Source organism: Pseudomonas delhiensis (assembly GCF_900187975.1).
GTDB lineage: Bacteria > Pseudomonadota > Gammaproteobacteria > Pseudomonadales > Pseudomonadaceae > Pseudomonas > Pseudomonas delhiensis.
Map to the genome: position 1 here is coordinate 114,874 of NZ_FZPC01000013.1, position 15,905 is coordinate 130,778.

The 15,905-nt window shown below is 70.9% G+C and carries 15 protein-coding genes; 1 reads left to right on the forward strand and 14 read right to left on the reverse strand.

Annotation, left to right across the window (positions count from 1 at the left end; genetic code table 11):
* Positions 1-54: 54 nt before the first annotated feature.
* From CHC02_RS13685 to CHC02_RS13740, 12 genes are all read right to left on the reverse strand, one after another.
* The gene (locus CHC02_RS13685; RefSeq protein ID WP_089391999.1) at positions 55-1,305 is read right to left on the reverse strand and encodes an OprD family porin; all 1,251 of its coding nucleotides are present in this window, start codon (positions 1,303-1,305) and stop codon (positions 55-57) included.
* Positions 1,306-1,373: 68 nt separating this feature from the next.
* A complete protein-coding gene (locus tag CHC02_RS13690; protein WP_089392000.1) occupies positions 1,374-2,357 on the reverse strand; it encodes an NADH:ubiquinone reductase in 984 nt (327 codons plus the stop codon).
* Between the two features lie 16 nt (positions 2,358-2,373).
* On the reverse strand, positions 2,374-3,291 hold the full coding sequence (locus tag CHC02_RS13695) for an SDR family NAD(P)-dependent oxidoreductase (RefSeq protein ID WP_089392001.1): 918 nt from the start codon (positions 3,289-3,291) through the stop codon (positions 2,374-2,376).
* Positions 3,292-3,351: 60 nt separating this feature from the next.
* A complete protein-coding gene (locus CHC02_RS13700) occupies positions 3,352-4,497 on the reverse strand; it encodes an acyl-CoA dehydrogenase family protein (RefSeq protein WP_089392002.1) in 1,146 nt (381 codons plus the stop codon).
* Between the two features lies 1 nt (position 4,498).
* The gene (locus tag CHC02_RS13705; RefSeq protein ID WP_089392003.1) at positions 4,499-5,263 is read right to left on the reverse strand and encodes an enoyl-CoA hydratase/isomerase family protein; all 765 of its coding nucleotides are present in this window, start codon (positions 5,261-5,263) and stop codon (positions 4,499-4,501) included.
* Positions 5,263-6,321 (reverse strand): acyl-CoA dehydrogenase family protein, encoded by a 1,059-nt coding sequence (locus tag CHC02_RS13710; protein WP_089392004.1) that lies wholly within the window; start codon positions 6,319-6,321, stop codon positions 5,263-5,265. The genes CHC02_RS13705 and CHC02_RS13710 overlap by 1 nt, the downstream gene beginning before the upstream one ends.
* 4 nt (positions 6,322-6,325) lie before the next feature.
* Positions 6,326-6,775 carry a PaaI family thioesterase gene (locus tag CHC02_RS13715; RefSeq protein ID WP_089392005.1) on the reverse strand — a complete coding sequence of 150 codons (450 nt, stop codon included), beginning with the start codon at positions 6,773-6,775 and terminating at the stop codon, positions 6,326-6,328.
* Between the two features lie 21 nt (positions 6,776-6,796).
* Complete coding sequence (locus CHC02_RS13720; protein ID WP_089392006.1) at positions 6,797-8,137, reverse strand: MFS transporter; 1,341 nt, start codon at positions 8,135-8,137, stop codon at positions 6,797-6,799.
* Between the two features lie 52 nt (positions 8,138-8,189).
* Entirely contained in the window at positions 8,190-9,056 is an 867-nt protein-coding gene (locus CHC02_RS13725; protein WP_089392007.1) for a MaoC/PaaZ C-terminal domain-containing protein, read from the reverse strand.
* Entirely contained in the window at positions 9,040-11,187 is a 2,148-nt protein-coding gene (locus CHC02_RS13730; protein ID WP_089392008.1) for an acetate--CoA ligase family protein, read from the reverse strand. The genes CHC02_RS13725 and CHC02_RS13730 overlap by 17 nt, the downstream gene beginning before the upstream one ends.
* A 113-nt stretch (positions 11,188-11,300) precedes the next feature.
* Positions 11,301-12,452: a thiolase gene (locus CHC02_RS13735; RefSeq protein WP_089392009.1), complete on the reverse strand. Its 1,152-nt coding sequence runs from the start codon at positions 12,450-12,452 to the stop codon at positions 11,301-11,303.
* A complete protein-coding gene (locus CHC02_RS13740) occupies positions 12,449-12,835 on the reverse strand; it encodes a Zn-ribbon domain-containing OB-fold protein (protein ID WP_089392010.1) in 387 nt (128 codons plus the stop codon). Before CHC02_RS13740 ends, CHC02_RS13735 begins: the two co-directional genes overlap by 4 nt.
* 143 nt (positions 12,836-12,978) lie before the next feature.
* Here CHC02_RS13740 and CHC02_RS13745 point away from each other — a divergent pair, with 143 nt between their 5' ends.
* On the forward strand, positions 12,979-13,788 hold the full coding sequence (locus CHC02_RS13745) for an IclR family transcriptional regulator (protein ID WP_089392011.1): 810 nt from the start codon (positions 12,979-12,981) through the stop codon (positions 13,786-13,788).
* Positions 13,789-13,993: 205 nt separating this feature from the next.
* Here the strand turns inward: CHC02_RS13745 and queF are convergent, their stop codons facing one another.
* Positions 13,994-14,824 carry an NADPH-dependent 7-cyano-7-deazaguanine reductase QueF gene (queF, locus tag CHC02_RS13750; RefSeq protein WP_089392012.1) on the reverse strand — a complete coding sequence of 277 codons (831 nt, stop codon included), beginning with the start codon at positions 14,822-14,824 and terminating at the stop codon, positions 13,994-13,996.
* Between the two features lie 367 nt (positions 14,825-15,191).
* Positions 15,192-15,899, reverse strand: coding sequence for a copper resistance protein B (locus tag CHC02_RS13755; RefSeq protein ID WP_089392013.1), 708 nt, complete (start codon positions 15,897-15,899; stop codon positions 15,192-15,194).
* Between the last annotated feature and the right edge of the window lie 6 nt (positions 15,900-15,905).

Genomic DNA, 15,905 nt, shown 5'->3' on the forward strand with positions numbered 1-15,905 from the left:
CCGGGGGAGTCGCGATACCCGGCGGCGTCGCGACTGCTTTCCTCTCCGTTCCCTCTACCAGAGCGGCAGCGTGTAGCTGACGATTACCCGCGTCTCATCGACATCATTGCCGAAGTCGCTGCGGAAGCTGCCGTTGCGCACCTTGAAGCCCAGGTTCTTCAGCGGCCCGCCCTGCACCACGTAGCCGATGTCGGTGTCGCGCTCCCATTCCTTGCCGTTGCCCTGGCCGTTCAACAGGTCGATGTTGTCGCCGCGCAGGTAGCGCGTCATGAAGGTCAGCCCGGGCAGGCCGATGGCGGCGAAGTCGTAGTCATAGCGCAGTTGCCAGGAACGCTCGTCCTTGTTGGCGAAGTCGCCGATCTGCACGAAGTTGGTCAGGTAGGGGTCGGTGCCGGCCAGATAGGCGTAGCCGGTGTCGCCGGACATGCGCTGGTAGCCCAGGCCGAAACCGTGGCCGCCCAGGCGGTAGGTGAACAACGCGTTTAGCGCGCGGTTGTCGACGTTGCTGCCACCCTCGTCGGTGGAGCGCGCCCAGCGGATGTCGGACTTCAGCGACTGGTCCCTGGCGATCGGCAGGACGTGCACCAGGCCCAGGTAGTGCTGGCGGTAGAAGTCCTCCAGGTTGCCGTAGTGGTAGCTGGTGCTCAGGTTGTCGTTCCAGCGGTAGGTGCCGCCGGCCAGGTTGAAGCGGTCGCTGGAAGTATGCCGCCCAGGCAGGATGTTGCGCTTGTTGCCGCGGGTGATGCTCATGTCCTCGGCGTTGCTCGAATCGCGCTGCTTGACCTGGCGCAGCTGGCCGAGCTGCACGGCCAGGCCGTCGATCTCGCCGATTTCCGCCAGGCCGCCCTGGAAGGTCTGCGGGTGCAGGCGGGTGTCGTTGTACTGCACCACCGGCAGCCTGGGCGTCAGGGTGCCGACCTTCAGGGTGCTCTTCGAGGCGCGCAGCTTGGCGGTCAGGCCCAGGTCGGAATAGTCGTCGGCGGCGCGCCTGTCGCTGGCCGAATACGGCAGCAGGCCGGAGCCGGAGCGGTCCGGGCTGGAGTCCAGCTTCAGCCCGAGCAGGCCCAGGGCATCGACGCCCACGCCGACGGTGCCGTCGGTGTAGCCGGATTCGTAGCGCAGCAGGAAGCCCTGTGCCCATTCCTCCGAATACGACTGGCTGGCGCCGGACTGGCGGTAGTCGCGGTTGAAGTAGAAGTTGCGCAGTTCCAGGCTGGCCTTGCTGTCGCCGATGAAGTCGGCCTGGGCGAACAATGGCAGGCAGGCAGCGGCCGAGGCCAGCGCCCGTGCGGGAAGATTTTTCATTGTTGTTGTCTCTTCGTTCGGATGAGGTGAGGCGGCGCCCTCCTGCGACGCCGCGTGGGGAATGGCGGTCAGTCGCCGAGCATGCCCTCCAGGCGCTGGCGCACCAGGGCCCGGGCCTGCTCGACGATGCCGCGCAGCAGCTCGGCGCAGCCCGGCTCGTCATCGATCAGGCCCTGGACCATGCCCGCCGACCAGATGCCCAGGTCGGTGTCGCCCTGCTCGTACACGGTGCGCCCGCGCTGGCCGCTGACCAGCGCGGCGATGTCGGCGTAGGTGGCCCCGCCGCGCGCCTCGATCGCCCGCACCTCCTGGCTCACCGCGTTGCGCGCCACCCGCGCGGTGTTGCGCAGGCTGCGCATGATGAGGTCGGTGGAGCGCTCGTCGGCGGCGCGGATGGCCGCCTTCACCTGCGGGTGGATCGGGCATTCGCGGGTGCTGAGGAAGCGCGTGCCCATGTTGATGGCGTCCGCCCCCAGCGCCAGCGCCGCCACCAGCCCGCGGCCGTCGGCGAAGCCGCCGGAGGCGATGATCGGCACCCGCAGGCGGTTGGCCGCCACGGGGATCAGCACCAACCCGGGGATGTCGTCCTCCCCCGGGTGGCCGGCGCACTCGAAGCCGTCGATGGACACCGCGTCCACGCCCAGTTGCTCGGCCTTGAGCGCATGGCGCAGCGAGGTGCACTTGTGGATCACCTTGACGCCGTGGCGGCGCAGCTCGGCGATGTGCTCGCCGGGGTTGTTGCCGGCGGTCTCGACGACGCCGATGCCGGCCTCGACGATCACCGCGCGGTACTCGGCGTAGGGCACCGGCTTCTGCGTCGGCAGCAGCGTCAGGTTGACGCCGAAGGGCCTGTCGGTCAGCTCGCGGCAGCGGGCGATCTCGCCGGCCAGCGCTTGCGGCGTCGGCTGCGTCAGCGCCGACAGCGTGGCCAGGCCACCGGCGTTGGCCACCGCCGCGGCCAGCTCGGCGCGCCCCACCCACTGCATGCCGCCCTGCATGATCGGGTGCTCGACGCCGAAGGTCTCGGTGAAACGGGTCTTGAACACGCTCATGGCTGGCCCCCGCGGCTCAGATCGGGTCCCAGGAGAACACGTCCGGGCTGCGCGCCAGGTCCATGAAGCTGCCGCGCAGCGCCGGCATGCCGTGCTCGGCGATGCTCTGCGGGGTCCAGCCGTGCTCGCTGTGCACGCTGCGCAGCGGGCGGCTCTGGCTCATCAGGAACAGCTCGTGGTTGCGCGCGGCGAACACCTGGCCGTTGACCTCGCGGGCGGCGTCGGAGGCCAGGTACACGGCCAGGGGCGCGTTCTTCTCCGGGGTCATGCGCTGCAGCTTTTCCACCCGCGCCTTCTGCTCCGGGGTCTGGGCCGGGATGGAGTCGGTCATGCGGCTCCAGGCGAAGGGCGCGATGCAGTTGGAGCGCACGTTGTAGCGCTGCATGTCGAGGGCGATGGACTTGGACAGGGCGACGATGCCCAGCTTGGCCGCCGAGTAGTTGGCCTGGCCGAAGTTGCCGATCAGCCCCGAGGTGCTGGTCATGTGCACGAAGGCGCCGCTGCCCTGCTCGCGGAAGCGCTCGGCGGCGGCGCGGCTGACGAAGAAGCTGCCGTTGAGGTGGACGTTGATCACCGACAGCCAGTCCTCGGCGCTCATCTTGTGGAAGATGGCGTCGCGCAGGATGCCGGCGTTGTTGACCACGATGTCGAGCCGGCCGAAGGCGTCCAGGGCGCTGGCGACGATGCGCCGGGCGCTGTCCCAGTCCGCCACGCTGTCGGTGTTGATCGCCCCCTCGCCGCCGCGCTGGCGGATCAGCCCGAGGGTCTCCTCGGCCGGCGAGGCGGAGCCGCCCTCGCCACCCAGGGACACGCCGATGTCGTTGATCAGCACCTTCGCCCCGCTGTCGGCCAGGGCCAGGGCGACTTCGCGGCCGATGCCGCCACCGGCGCCGGTGACGATCGCTACCTTGCCTTCGTTCAGTCGTTCGGTCATCGCACTTTCCTCTCGTATGGATTCGCTGGGCGGCCCGGCAATGGCCGGGCCGCAAGGGGTTCAGCCCGGCAGGCCGAGCAGGCTCTTGGCCAGGATGTTGCGCTGGATCTCGTTGGTGCCGCCGTAGATGGTGGTGGGCCGCGACTGGATGAAGATGCCCGCCGGGTGCAGCTCGGGGTCGTCGGCGAAGGGCTGCAGCAGCGCCGAGTCGGGGCCGGCGATCTCCAGGCCCAGCTCGCTGATGCGCTGGTACAGCTCGGACTGGTGGATCTTCAGCATGGACACGTCCGGCCCCAGGCTCTCGCCGCGCCGCAGGCGCTCGGCGAAGCGCTCGTACAGCGCCTTGTGGCAGTCCAGGTCCATGCTCAGCGCGGCGAAGCGCTGGGCGAACGCCGGGTCGTCCCACAGCCCCTGGTGGCGGGCCAGGCGCACCAGGCGTTCGAGGGCGAAGGTGGCCTGCTTGGGCGAGCCGAGGAAGATGCGCTCGAAGCCCAGCAGCGCCTTGGCCATGCTCCAGCCCTGGTTGACCTCGCCCACCAGGTGGTCGGCCGGCACCCGCACCTCGTTGAAGAACACCTCGCAGAACTCGCCCTGCAGCTCCAGGTTGAGGATCGGCCGCACCTCCACGCCGGGGCTGTCCATGGGCACCAGCAGGAAGCTGATGCCCTGCTGCGGCTTGCCGCCGCGCTCGGTGCGCGCCAGCACGAAGATCCAGTTGGCCTCGCTGCCCATGGTGGTCCAGGTCTTCTGGCCGTTGATCACCCAGTGGCCGTCCCGCAGCACCGCCTCGGTGCGCAGGCTGGCCAGGTCGGAGCCGGCGTTGGGTTCGCTGTAGCCCTGGCACCAGATGTCCTCGCCGCTGAGGATGCGCGGCAGGAAGCGCCGGCGCTGGGCGTCGCTGCCGTAGCGGATGAGCAGCGGGCCGAGCATGGTGATGCCGCTGTCGGGCAGGCGCGCGCAGCCGTAGTTCTCCATTTCCTCGATCATGATCAGCTGCTTGCCGGCGCTCAGGCCCATGCCGCCGTATTCCACCGGCCAGCCGGGGCACAGCCAGCCCTGGCGCGACAGCGCCTGGTACCACTCCCAGGTGTCGTCGCGGCCCAGGCGGTGGGCCGGGTTGCGGATGCGTTGCGGGTAGTTGGCGGCGATCCAGTCGCGCACCACCAGGCGGAATTCGCCATCGCCCAGGGCGTTGTAGTCGGTCATCTCAGTGTCCTTCGAAGTGGGGGGTGCGCTTGGCCAGGAAGGCCGCCTTGCCTTCGGCATGGTCGGCGCTGAGGAACAGCTGGCTCTGCAGCTCGCCCTCGCGCTCCAGCAGCAGGTCCAGGCCCTCGGCCAGCAGGGCCTTGGTCATGGCCAGCGGCAACGGCGCCTGCTGCTCGACCAGGGCCGCGCGCCGCAGCGCCGTCTCCAGGGCCGCGCCGGGGGCGCAGAGCTGGTCCACCAGGCCGATGCGCTGCGCCTCCTGCGCCTCCAGCACATCGCCGAACATCAGCAACTGCCGCGCGCGGCCGTGGCCGATGCGTGCCGGCAGGCTGTGCAGCAGGCCCAGGTCGGCGAGCAGGCCGACCTTGCCGAAGCCGGCGGCGAAGCGCGCCGTGGCGCCGCACACCAGGCTGTCGCAGGCCAGGGCGATGGACAGCCCGGCGCCCACCGCCCAGCCCTCGATGGCGGCCACCAGCGGCTTGCCCATGCGCACCATCTGCCGCACCAGGCGGGCGTTGGCCTGCATCCGCGCGCGGCCGGCGCCGAGGGTTTCCACGCGCATGTCGCCCAGGTCGCCGCCGGCGCAGAACACTTCCGCGCTGCCGGTGAGCACCACGCTGCGCACGGCGGCGTCGCGCTCGGCCTCTTCCAGGGCGCCCAGCAGTTCCATGCGCAGCGCCGGCGACAGGGCGTTGCGCCGCGCCGGGTTGTTGAAGCACAGCAGGCGCACGCTGCCGTGGGTCTCTTGCAGCAGGAGCTCGCTCATCAGGCCACCTCCCCGTGCAGCAGGGCGATGTAGCGCGCCCGGTGGAAGGCCAGCGAACCCTGGGCGTTGAGCAGCACCATGGCGCGGCGCAGGAACAGGCCGATGTCGGCCTCGTCGGTGTAGCCGATGCCGCCGTGCAGCTGGATCGCCTGGCGGGTGACCAGCAGCGCCGCCTCGCTGGCGCGCACCTTGGCGGTGGACACCAGGCGCTGCACCTGGTCGGTTGGCGCACCGGCGTCGATGGCCGCGGCGGCCTCGGCGACCATGGCGCGGGCCAGCTCGATCTGGATCTTCAGGTCGACCATGCGGTGCTGCAGGGCCTGGAAGCTGCCGATGGCGCGGCCGAACTGGCTGCGCACGCCGAGGTACTCGCGGGTGCGCTCGAAGGCGGCGTCCATCGCCCCCACCAGGTAGGCGGCGCAGGCCAGCGCGGCTTCGTCCAGGGCCGGCGGCGGCGCCTGCAGCAGGCGCGCCGGGGTGCAGTCGAAACGCAGGCGCGCCAGGTGGCCGCCGTCCTGGGCCGGCTCGCTGCGCAGCTCCAGGCCCTCGGCGTAGCTCTCCACCAGCGCCAGGCCCTGGTCGCAGGCCACCAGCCAGGCGTCGGCGGCGGCGCCCAGGTGGACGTGGGCGACCTCGCCGCGCAGCGCGCCATCGCGCCATCGCGGCCGCGCGGCGGCGCCCTCGTAGCCGATGCCGGCCGGCAGGATCAGCCGCTCCCCGGCCAGCAGCGCGTCGCGCTCGGCCTGCGGCAGCAGCGGCGCCACCAGGCTGGCCTCGATCAGCGGCTCGGGCAGCAGGCCGCGGCCCAGTTCCTCCAGCAGCGCGGCGTACTCGGCCATGCCCAGGCCGCTGCCGCCCTGCGCCTCGGCCAGGCGCAGGCCCGGCCAGCCCATGGCGCAGACCTCGGCCCAGGCCGCGCGGTCCACCCCCGGCGCCTGGAAGCGCTGGCGGCGCACGCGGTTCAGGTCGCCATCGCGCGGCACCAGGGAGGCGGCGCTGTCGCGAATCAGCCGCAGGCGCTCCTCGCGCTCGCCGGCCATCTCGGTGTTCTCGGTCATCTCGTCATTCTCGTGTCGGTTGAACGGCTCCGGCCTGGGCGGGCCGGTACTTGAAGCTGCCGGTGGCGGTGGCGACCAGCTCGCCCGCCTCGTCGCGGATCTCCGCTGCGCAGAAGCACAGGGTGCGGGTACGCCGCAGCACCCGGCCGACGGCGTTCAGCTCGCCGCGGGTGCTGCCCATGAAGTGCGTGGCCATGTCGATGGTGACCATCGAGCAACCCGGCGAGCAGATGCGGATGGCCCCGGCCATGGCGGCGTCGAGCACGCTCATCAGCACGCCGCCGTGGAAGTGCCCGAGGTAGTTCATCAGCTCCGGGCGGTGCCTCAGGCGGATGCGCGCCACCTCGCCCTCGGCCCAGCGCTCCAGGCCGAGGAACTCCTGGAAGGTGAAGCGGCCGGTGGGAAACACGCTCGCGGGCTCGGCCGGGGCGGCCGCCAGGGTCGGATCGTTCATCGCAGGGGCTCCGTCATGGGTTCAGGCCTTGAGCGGCCGCGGCTCGGCGGCGTCGGCACGCGCCGGGGCGGGCCCGGGCGTGGCGTCGGCATCGCTCGCCGCGCGGTTCGGGTCGTACAGGCGGTCGGGGATGAACAGCGCCGGGATCAGGCCGGTGATCACGTAGGTGATGCCCATCACCAGGAAGCCGGCGCCGATGGAGACGTGCGAGGCCAGCAGGCCGATGGCCGCCGGCGCCACCGCCGCGCCGACGCGGCCGAGGTTGTAGGCGGTGCCCACGGCGGCGCCGCGCACCCGGGTGGAGAAGCTCTCGGTCATGTAGGTGGCCAGCACGCCCACCGGCACGCCGTAGATGAAGCCGAACAGCGCGAGGATCCAGACGATGTTGTCCGGCGTGTGCCAGAACACGATCAGCGGCATGAAGATGGCGCTGCCGATGGCGCCGGCGGCGAAGGTGGCGCGGCGGCCGAAGTAGTCCGAGGCCATCCCGGCGACCACCTTGCCGAGGATCATCGCGGTGTAGGTGCCGACCATGTAGCCGGTCATGGACTTGAAGTTCATGCCCAGCTCGCTTTCCAGGTACGAGGGCATCCAGTTGTTGGTGCCGTAGTAGCCGAACAGCAGGAAGCACGAGGTCAGCGCCCAGAGCAGGAACATGCGGCGCGTGGCCGGCTCGCCCAGCAGGCCGCGCAGGCCGCCGCCGGCGGCGGGTGCGGCGCGCACGCCGGCCGGCTGCTGGCGGCGCTGGGCCCGGGCCGCGAGCCAGGACGGCGACTCCGGCACCCAGGGGCGCAGCGCCAGGCAGACCAGCGCCGGGGCCAGGGCGGTGAAGAACAGCGCGCGCCAGCCGAAGTCGGGGATGATCTGCCCGGCGAGGATGGTCGCCACCAGGTAGCCCACGGTCCAGCCGGCCTGCATGGTCGCCAGGATGGTGGTGCGGTACTTCGAGGTGACGAACTCGGACATCAGGATGTTGCAGGCGACGAACAGCGAGCCCAGGCCCAGGGAGGACAGGAAGCGGATCAGCGCGAACTGCCAGTAGTTGTGGGTGAGCCCCAGCAGCGCGGTGCCGACCGAGAAGATCACGATGGTCCAGGTCACCACCCGCACCCGGCCGAAGCGGTCGCAGCACCAGCCGCCGTAGATGCCGCCGACGGCCATGCCGGCCAGGGTGATGCTGCCCAGCGAGCCGGCCTCGAAGTTGCTCAGGCCGAACTCGGCCTTGAGGCTGTTCAGGCTATAGGCGAGGAACATCAGGTCGACGCCGTCGGCGAGCAGCCCGAGGAAGCAGAAGAAGAAAGCGATGACCAGCGTACGCCGGGAAAACACGGGGCCCTGGGGAGGGCTCAGGGATGCGTTCATTGTTCTTGTTCTCGCAGGTAGGTTGAGGTGGGGTCGCGCCGTGCCGCCCGGGTCAGTTGCCGGCCTCCGGGGTCAGGCGCACGCGGCCGTTGTCCAGCACCACCACATCGCGCTCGACCACGCGGGTGCGGAAGGAGCCGTCGTTCCAGATTTCCGTGCGCAGGGTCTCGCCCGGGAACACCGGCGCCGAGAAGCGCACCTGCAGTTGCCCGAAGCGCTCGGCGCGGTAGTCGGCGAAGCCGCGCAGCAGGGCGTGGAAGGCCACGCCCAGGGTGCACAGGCCATGCAGGATCGGCCTGGGGAAACCGCCCCGCGCCGCGGCCGCCGGGCTGGCGTGGATCGGGTTGTCGTCGCCGTTGAGGCGGTAGTACAGGGCCTGCTCCGGGCGCGTCGGCAGGTCGATGGCCAGGTCCGGCGCGCGCTCGGGCAGGCGGTGCGGCTGGCTCGACGACCGGCCGTCGCCGCCGAAGCCGCCGTCGCCGCGCAGGAAGGTGGTGCCGCGGGCGATGGCCAGCACCGCGCCGCTGGCGGCATCGCTCAGCACCTTCTCGCTGTACAGCAGCGCGCCCTTGCCGGCGCCCTTGTCCACCAGGCCGGTGACGCGGGTGCGGCCGATCACCTCGCCTTCCGGCGGCAGCGGCCTGAGCCATTCCACGCTCTGCTCGCCATGCACCAGGCGCAGGGCGTCGACGCCGGTGTCCGGATTGCCCAGCCAGAAACCGGGGTGGCCCAGCACCACCGCCATGCACGGCAGCGCCTGGATATCGCGGTTGGCATCGACGAAGGCCAGCTGGTGCTCGTCCAGGGGGTCGGCGCCCAGGCCCACGGACAGCGCGTAGAAGGCGCTGTCCTCGCGGCTGTAGCGCTGGCGCACCTCGGGGATGCGGTAGTTCAGCAGGTGCTCAGGATTCAGCGCCATGGGCCACCTCCTGCACTTCCAGCACCGCGTCGGCGGCCCAGGCGCCCTGCCCCTCGGGCATGGCGAACACCGGGTTGAGGTCCACCGAGCGCAGCCGCGGGCCGGCCTGGGCGGCGAACCGCGAGAGCCGCGAGAGCACCTGCGCCAGCGCCTTCACGTCGGTCACCGGGCGGCCGCGGGCACCGAGCAGCAGGGGCGCGCCCCTGATGCCGCGGATCATCGCCTCGGCTTCCGCGGCGTCGAACGGGCAGCGGCGGAACACCACGTCCTTGAGCACCTCGACGAAGATGCCGCCGAGGCCGAACACTGCCACCGGGCCGAACTGCGGGTCGCGCTGGATGCCCATGAAGCACTCCACGCCGCCCTGCAGCTGGCGCGCCACCAGCACGCCATCGATACGCGCCGCGGGCGCGTGTTCGGCGGCGCGGCGCAGCAGCAGGTCGAAGCCCTCGCGCACGGCCGCGGCGCTGTCCACGCCCAGCAGCACGCCGCCGATCTCGGACTTGTGCAGGATGTCCGCCGAGGCGATCTTCAGCACCACCGGGTAGCCGATCGCTTCGGCGAAGGCCACCGCGTCCGCGGCGTTGCCCAGCACCCGCTCCGGCGCCGACTCGATGCCGGCGCCGGCCAGCAGCTGCTTGGCCTCCGCCTCGCCGGGGGTCTGCGCCGGCAGCTCCACGCCGCCGGGCGCCGGCACCTGGCGCAACGGCCGGGCGAAGGCCTCGCCGAGCCGGCCCATGGCCTGGATGGCGTACACCGCGCGGGTGGGGTCCTCGAACAGGGCGAAGCCGGCCTTCTCGTAGGGCGCCAGTTCCTCGCCCTCGCCCATCACCGAGACCACGAACAGGCGCTCCGGGTGGTCCGCCTTGATGCGGGCGAACTGCTCGGCCAGGCGCGGGCCGATGGACGCGGCGGTGCCGGCCTGGGTGAAGAAGGCGATCAGCGAGCGGTAGCCGCCGTCCACCACCATGGATTCGGTGAAGTCGTGCACCAGGCTCAGGTCGTTCAGCGCCTGGGCGGTGCAGTCCACCGGGTTGATCGGCGAGGCGAAGGACAGCCGCTGCTTCAGCCGCGCCTGGGCCGCCTCTGGCATGGGCGGCATGGGCAGGCCGACTTCCTCGGCGGCGTCGCTGACGATGATGCCGGCGCCGCCGCTGACGGTGATCATCCCCAGGCTGTTGTTCACCGGGTAGATGCGCTGGGTGGCGAGGTAGGCGATGTCCATCAGCTCCTCGGTGTTGCGCGCGCGGACCACGGCGTAGTCGGCCAGCACCGCGTCCAGCACCTTGTCGTCGCCGGCCAGCGAGGCGGTGTGCGACATGGCCGCGCGGCCGCCCAGCTCGCTGCGCCCGACCTTGTGCAGGATCACCGGCTTGCCGGCGCGGTGGGCGGCCGCCAGGGCGGCGAGGAAGCTGTCGACGTTGCGGATGGACTCGGCGTAGGCCATGACCACGTCGACCTCCGGCGACTCCACCAGCCAGCCGATGGCGTCGCCCAGGGTGACGTCGGCCTCGTTGCCGGTGGCCACGCAGATCGGCGTGCCCAGCCCGCGCTGCCGCGCCAGCCCCAGCAGGTGCGCGCCATAGGCGCCGGACTGGGTGGCGATGCCGACGCGCCCGGCCAGCGGCGTGCCGCGTTCCAGGCTGGTGGAGAAGAAGGCGTAGTAGCCCAGGTTGGCGTTGAACACGCCCAGGGCGTTGGGCCCCAGCAGGCGCATGTTCGCCGCGCGGGCGGCCTCGACCAGGGCCTCCTGCATCTGCTCGCCCTCGCCGCCCACCTCGCTGAAGCCGGAGGAGAACACGATGGCGCTGCGCGCGCCCTTGCGGCCCAGGGCCCGGATGGTCTCCAGCACCTGCGGCGCCGGCAGCGCGACTATGGCCACGTCGGGCGCCTCGGGCAGCGCCTCGACGCTGGCGAAGGCCGGCAGGCCCTGGATCTCGCTGCGGTTGGGGTTGACCGGGAGGATGCGGCCGGCGAAGCCGTTGCGCAGCATGTAGGCGATGGGCCGGCCGCCGATGCGGTGCGGGTCGCTGGAGGCGCCGACCACGGCCACGGAACGGGGTTGCAGCAGGGGCGTGAGGCTGGCGAAGCGCGAGGCGCCGCCGGGGTGTTGCGCGTGACTCACTGACATGACGTTTCCACCTGAACTGTTGACGGTTGCCGGACCGACCGTCCCGGCGCGAGGGCGAGCGCGTCCACGGCGGGCTGCCGAAGCGGCCACCGCCGGGGCGTCGAACCCGGGTTTCAGAGCACCGACTGGGTGCCGAGCAGGGCCGTGACCTGGCTGGACAGGGTGCCGCCGTTGCCGTGCAGCAGGGCGACGTCGGCCTTGCGCAACTGGCGCTCGCCGGCCTGGCGGCGCAACTGCGTCACCGCCTCGATGATCAGGAACATGCCGTACATGCCCGGATGCACGCAGGACAGCCCGCCGCCATTGGTGTTCACCGCCAGCTCGCCGCCGGGGGCGATGCGCCCGCCCTCGACGAAACGCCCGCCCTCGCCCTTCGGGCAGAAGCCGAGGTCTTCGAGGAACAGCAGGGTGTTGATGGTGAAGGCGTCATAGAGCATCACCAGGTCGATGTCGGCGTGCGTCACCCCGGCCATCTGCATGGCGCGCGGGCCGCTTTCGCTGGCGGCGGTGACGGTGAGGTCGGGCATCGCCACGATGGATCGGTGCCACTGCGCGCCGGCGGCGCCGAGGAAGTACACCGGCGCGTTGGGCAGGTCGCGGGCGCGGTCGGCGCGGACCATCACGCAGGCGCCACCGCCGTCGGTGACCAGGCAGCAGTCGGCCTTGCTCAGCGGGTCGCTGACCATGCGCGCGGCGAGCACGTCCTCGATGCCCAGCGGGCCGCGGGCGAAGGCCTCGGGGTTGAGGTTGGCCCAGCCCCGCGCGGCCACCGCCACTTCCGCCAGTTGCGCGCGGGTGGTGCCGTACTGGTGCATGTGCCGGCTGGCGGCCAGGGCATAGGCGGTGATGGGGTGGCGCGGCCTGTAGGGCGTCTCGTGCCACTGCGGCTCGCTCATCGACACCAGCTTGCCGCCGGCGGTGCGCTGGTTGGAGCCGTAGCAGATCAGCGCCGCGTCGCACAGCCCGGCCTCCAGGGCCAGGGTGGCCTGCAGCAGGTGCAGTTCGAAGCTGGAGCCGCCGATGTTGGTGCCGTCGACGAATTTCGGACGGATGCCCAGGTATTCGCACACCGACAGTGTCGGGAAGGCATGGGAACTGGTGGCGGCGAACACCGCGTCTATGTCCGCCAGCTTCAGCCCGGCGTCGGCGATGGCCTTCACCGAGGCCTGGCCGAGCAGTTCGATGGCGCTGTGGCCGGGGGCCTCGCCGATGCCGGCGCTGCCGATGCCGACGATGGCGGTCTTGCCGCGCAGGACCTGGCTCATGGCTGCACCTCCGCCAGGGGCTGGAACACCACCACGGGTGCGCCTTCCTGTTCGACGATGCGCGCCTTCAGGCGGGTGCCGATGGGCAGTTCGAGGCGCCCCTCGATGCGCGACATCATGCGCACGCCCTCGTCCAGGTCGACCAGGGCGACGTTGTAGTCGCCGCCGCGGGCGCGGTTGACGGTGATCGCATAGAGGGTGCCCAGGCCGCAGGCCGGGACCCATTCCAGGTCCGTCTCGCCGCTGCCGGGCACCAGGTTGCGCGGGTAGAACACGTGCCGCCCGCTGGAACGGCTGCGCTGCAGCATGAAGCGGCCCTCGGCGAGGAAGGCGAGGTACTGGGCCTCGGGGCCCGGAACGACGCACTCGGGGAGATCTGCCACGTAGGTCCTCCTTTGTTCTTGTTCGACCTTTGCTGCAAAGTGCAGCGACGTGGACGCACAGCCGGCGGTTTCAAGGCAGCCGTTGTGCGCTCCGTGAAGCCAGCATATATTCACCCCAGTGAATGTCAATCCCAATAGTGAATATGAAAAACAAAGAAACCGTACCGGAAGCCAATACGAAGAGCTCCAGCACCAAGGACGTAGGGGCCGTGGTGAACGCTATTCAGATCCTCCGCCACCTGGCCCACGCCGAAGCCCCCGAGGGCGTGGCTGCCATCGCCCGCGCCACCGGCATCAGCCCCAGCAGCGCCTTCAACATCCTGCGCACGCTGCACAACGAGCAGTTGGCCTCGTTCGACAACGAGACCAAGACCTACCAGCTGGGCCTGGGCCTGTCGGAACTGGCGGTGAGCTTCATCGGCCGCAGCTACGCCGACCTGATCCAGCCGGAACTGGAGCGCCTGAGCCTCAACCACAACATCCTGGTGGCGCTGTGGCAGGTCACCGACGACGCGCACATCCGCGTGGTCGCCCGCGCCGCGCCGCCCATCGCCCACGTCAACGTCGCGCTCGGCACGCGCCTGCCGGAGCTGGTGGGCGCCGCCGGGCGCTGCATCGCCGGCCTGCGCCAGCTGCCGGCGGACGAGTTGCGCCGGCGCCTGTCGCGGGTGCGCTGGGAAAACCCGCCGAGCTTCGAGCAGTTCCAGGCCGACGCCGCCGAGGCCCTGGCGCGCGGCTGGAGCATGGACCGCGACCACCTGTACCGCGGCGTGAGCATGGTCGCCAGCGCCGTCACCGACCACGACCGCCAGCCGCGCTTCGTCATTTCCGCCATCGGCATCAGCGCCCAGCACCGCCAGGAGGAACTGGAAGGCATCGGCACCAACCTGCACGACACCGCCCGCTTCGTCGGCCGCGCCCTGTTCCCCCAAGGCGGGGGCCGCAAGGCGTAGAACCAGAATGCCATTCAGTATTTGGAAAGGTATTCCCGGTTTTCGTAGGGCGCATGACGCCCATGGCGTTATCCGCCGTTAGCGTCGGCAGCGGCGTTCCGGCCGACGGCGGATAACCGCGAACGGTTATGCGCCCTACGGTCACGCACCACCGTAGGAGACTCCGTCCGCGATGAAGCCGCGCCCCGCGTTCGCGGGGCTGACGCTACTGCCGCACCAGCCGCCGGTTGTCCGGCGCGATCGCCCCGCTGCTGCGGTAGGGGTTGATATCCAGCCCCCCGCGGCGCACGTAGCGCGCATAGACGGTCAGGCGGCTGGGCTGCAGCAGGCGCTGCAGGTCCAGGTAGATGCGTTCCACGCACTGCTCGTGGAAGTCCTGGTGCTGGCGGAAGGAAACCACGTAGGCCAGCAGGCTGGCGGGGTCCAGGGCCGGGCCGGCGTAGTCCACCACCAGGGTGCCCCAGTCCGGCTGGCCGGTGACCGGGCAGTTGGACTTCAGCAGGTGGCTGTAGAGCACCTCGTCCACCCGCCGCGCGTCGTCGCAGCGCAGCAGCTCGGGGCGCGGGTGGTCGTAGCCGTCCACGGCGATGTCGAGGTCGTCGATGCACTGGCCGGGCAGAATGGCCACGCCCTCCTCCGCCACTTCGTCCAGGCTGCGCAGGCGCACGCCCACCGGCGCGCCGGCGGCGGCGGACAGGTCGCGCTCCAGCACCGCCCGCAGCGCCTCGCGGCTGTCGAAGGCGCTCTGGTTCAGCGAGTTGAGGTAGAGCTTGAAGGACTTGGACTCGATGATGTTCGGCGACTGCGCCGGGATGGCGAACTCGCCGATGGCCACCACCGGCTTGCCGGCCGGAGTGAGCCAGGACAGCTCGTAGCAGTTCCAGATGTCCACGCCGCGGTACGGCAGCCTGGCGCCGTCCAGGCCCAGCTCGGCCCACTTGGTGGCGCGGCTGATGGGGAACAGCAGCTCCGGCGCGTAGGTGGAGACGTATTCGCTGGACTTGCCCAGCGGGGAATGTTCGGCGGGGTGCTGCATGGGATGGACCTGCGGGAATCTCGTCGGCGCCCGCCGGGGGTGGCGGGCGGGGCAAGTGTATACAAATGCGCGGTTCCTTTCAGCAGGTGGGGGATGGGGCGGCTATCTGTAGGTGGGTTTGTCGGTTGTCATGGTGCCTTGGGGTGATTCCGCTCCCTCTCCCTGAAGGGAGAGGGGACCGTTCGGCGTATTTTGGTATCCCCGAGTCAGCCGGCAAATAACGAGATTGCCGGCTAAAACCATTCTTCCAATTGGCACGGACAAGCCCCCTCTCCCGCTTGCGGGAGAGGGCTGGGGAGAGGGAACGGAGGTGGGCCTGGCAGCGGACCCACCGGCCAGCTCGCTCCTACGAAAAGAAGGAGTCCCCTCAGAACCACAGGCGGATGCCCGCCACCCAATAGCCCTCCTCGTCCTTCTCGCCCTCGGCGCGGGCGATGTCGCCGTTGCGGCCGTAGCTTTTGCTCCACTGGTAGCCGACATAGGGCGCGAACTCGCGGCGCACCTCGTAGCGCAGGCGCAGGCCCAGCTCCAGCTCGCTGCCGCCGGCGCCCACGCCGGTGGCGCGGTCGTCGGCCAGGGCCAGGTTGTATTCCAGGGAGGGTTGCAGGACCAGGCGCTGGCTCAGCAGCAGTTCGTATTCGCTCTCCAGGCGCAGCGAGGGGTCGCCGCGTTCGCTGAGGAACAGGTTGGCGTCCACCTCGAACCACTGCGGCGCCAGGCCCTGCACGCCCAGCACGGCGTAGCTGCGCGACGGCCCCGGCTGGTCGTCGTGGCGCACGCCGGCCTGCAGGTCCCAGAAGTCGGCGACCAGGCGCTGGTAGAGCAGTTGCACCTCGTTGTCGGTGGTCGGCCCGCCGGCATCCCGCTCGCCCTCTGCCTTCAGGCGCAGCTTCCGGTAGTCGGTGCCGTACCAGCCCTGGGCCTCCCAGGCCAGGCTGGCGGCATTGCCGTGGAAGCGGCTCTCCAGGCGCTGCAGCAGCAGCGAGCCCAGCGGCATGTCGTCCATCTCGGCGCCCTCGACGGGCAAGGCGAGGCCCAGGGCGGCCAGGCAGGCCACCTTCGCGACTGTCTTCATGGCGGC

Excerpts from the sequence above, each read along its gene's own strand:
- CHC02_RS13715 (WP_089392005.1), bottom strand. The coding sequence starts at position 6,775 with ATGAACGATCCGACCCTGGCGGCCGCCCCGGCCGAGCCCGCGAGCGTG.
- CHC02_RS13730 (WP_089392008.1), bottom strand. The coding sequence starts at position 11,187 with ATGTCAGTGAGTCACGCGCAACACCCCGGCGGCGCCTCGCGCTTCGCC.
- CHC02_RS13755 (WP_089392013.1), bottom strand. The coding sequence starts at position 15,899 with ATGAAGACAGTCGCGAAGGTGGCCTGCCTGGCCGCCCTGGGCCTCGCC.
- CHC02_RS13745 (WP_089392011.1), top strand. The coding sequence starts at position 12,979 with ATGAAAAACAAAGAAACCGTACCGGAAGCCAATACGAAGAGCTCCAGC.
- CHC02_RS13735 (WP_089392009.1), bottom strand. The coding sequence starts at position 12,452 with ATGAGCCAGGTCCTGCGCGGCAAGACCGCCATCGTCGGCATCGGCAGC.
- CHC02_RS13690 (WP_089392000.1), bottom strand. The coding sequence starts at position 2,357 with ATGAGCGTGTTCAAGACCCGTTTCACCGAGACCTTCGGCGTCGAGCAC.
- CHC02_RS13685 (WP_089391999.1), bottom strand. The coding sequence starts at position 1,305 with ATGAAAAATCTTCCCGCACGGGCGCTGGCCTCGGCCGCTGCCTGCCTG.
- CHC02_RS13695 (WP_089392001.1), bottom strand. The coding sequence starts at position 3,291 with ATGACCGAACGACTGAACGAAGGCAAGGTAGCGATCGTCACCGGCGCC.
- queF (WP_089392012.1), bottom strand. The coding sequence starts at position 14,824 with ATGCAGCACCCCGCCGAACATTCCCCGCTGGGCAAGTCCAGCGAATAC.
- CHC02_RS13700 (WP_089392002.1), bottom strand. The coding sequence starts at position 4,497 with ATGACCGACTACAACGCCCTGGGCGATGGCGAATTCCGCCTGGTGGTG.
- CHC02_RS13725 (WP_089392007.1), bottom strand. The coding sequence starts at position 9,056 with ATGGCGCTGAATCCTGAGCACCTGCTGAACTACCGCATCCCCGAGGTG.
- CHC02_RS13710 (WP_089392004.1), bottom strand. The coding sequence starts at position 6,321 with ATGACCGAGAACACCGAGATGGCCGGCGAGCGCGAGGAGCGCCTGCGG.
- CHC02_RS13705 (WP_089392003.1), bottom strand. The coding sequence starts at position 5,263 with ATGAGCGAGCTCCTGCTGCAAGAGACCCACGGCAGCGTGCGCCTGCTG.
- CHC02_RS13720 (WP_089392006.1), bottom strand. The coding sequence starts at position 8,137 with ATGAACGCATCCCTGAGCCCTCCCCAGGGCCCCGTGTTTTCCCGGCGT.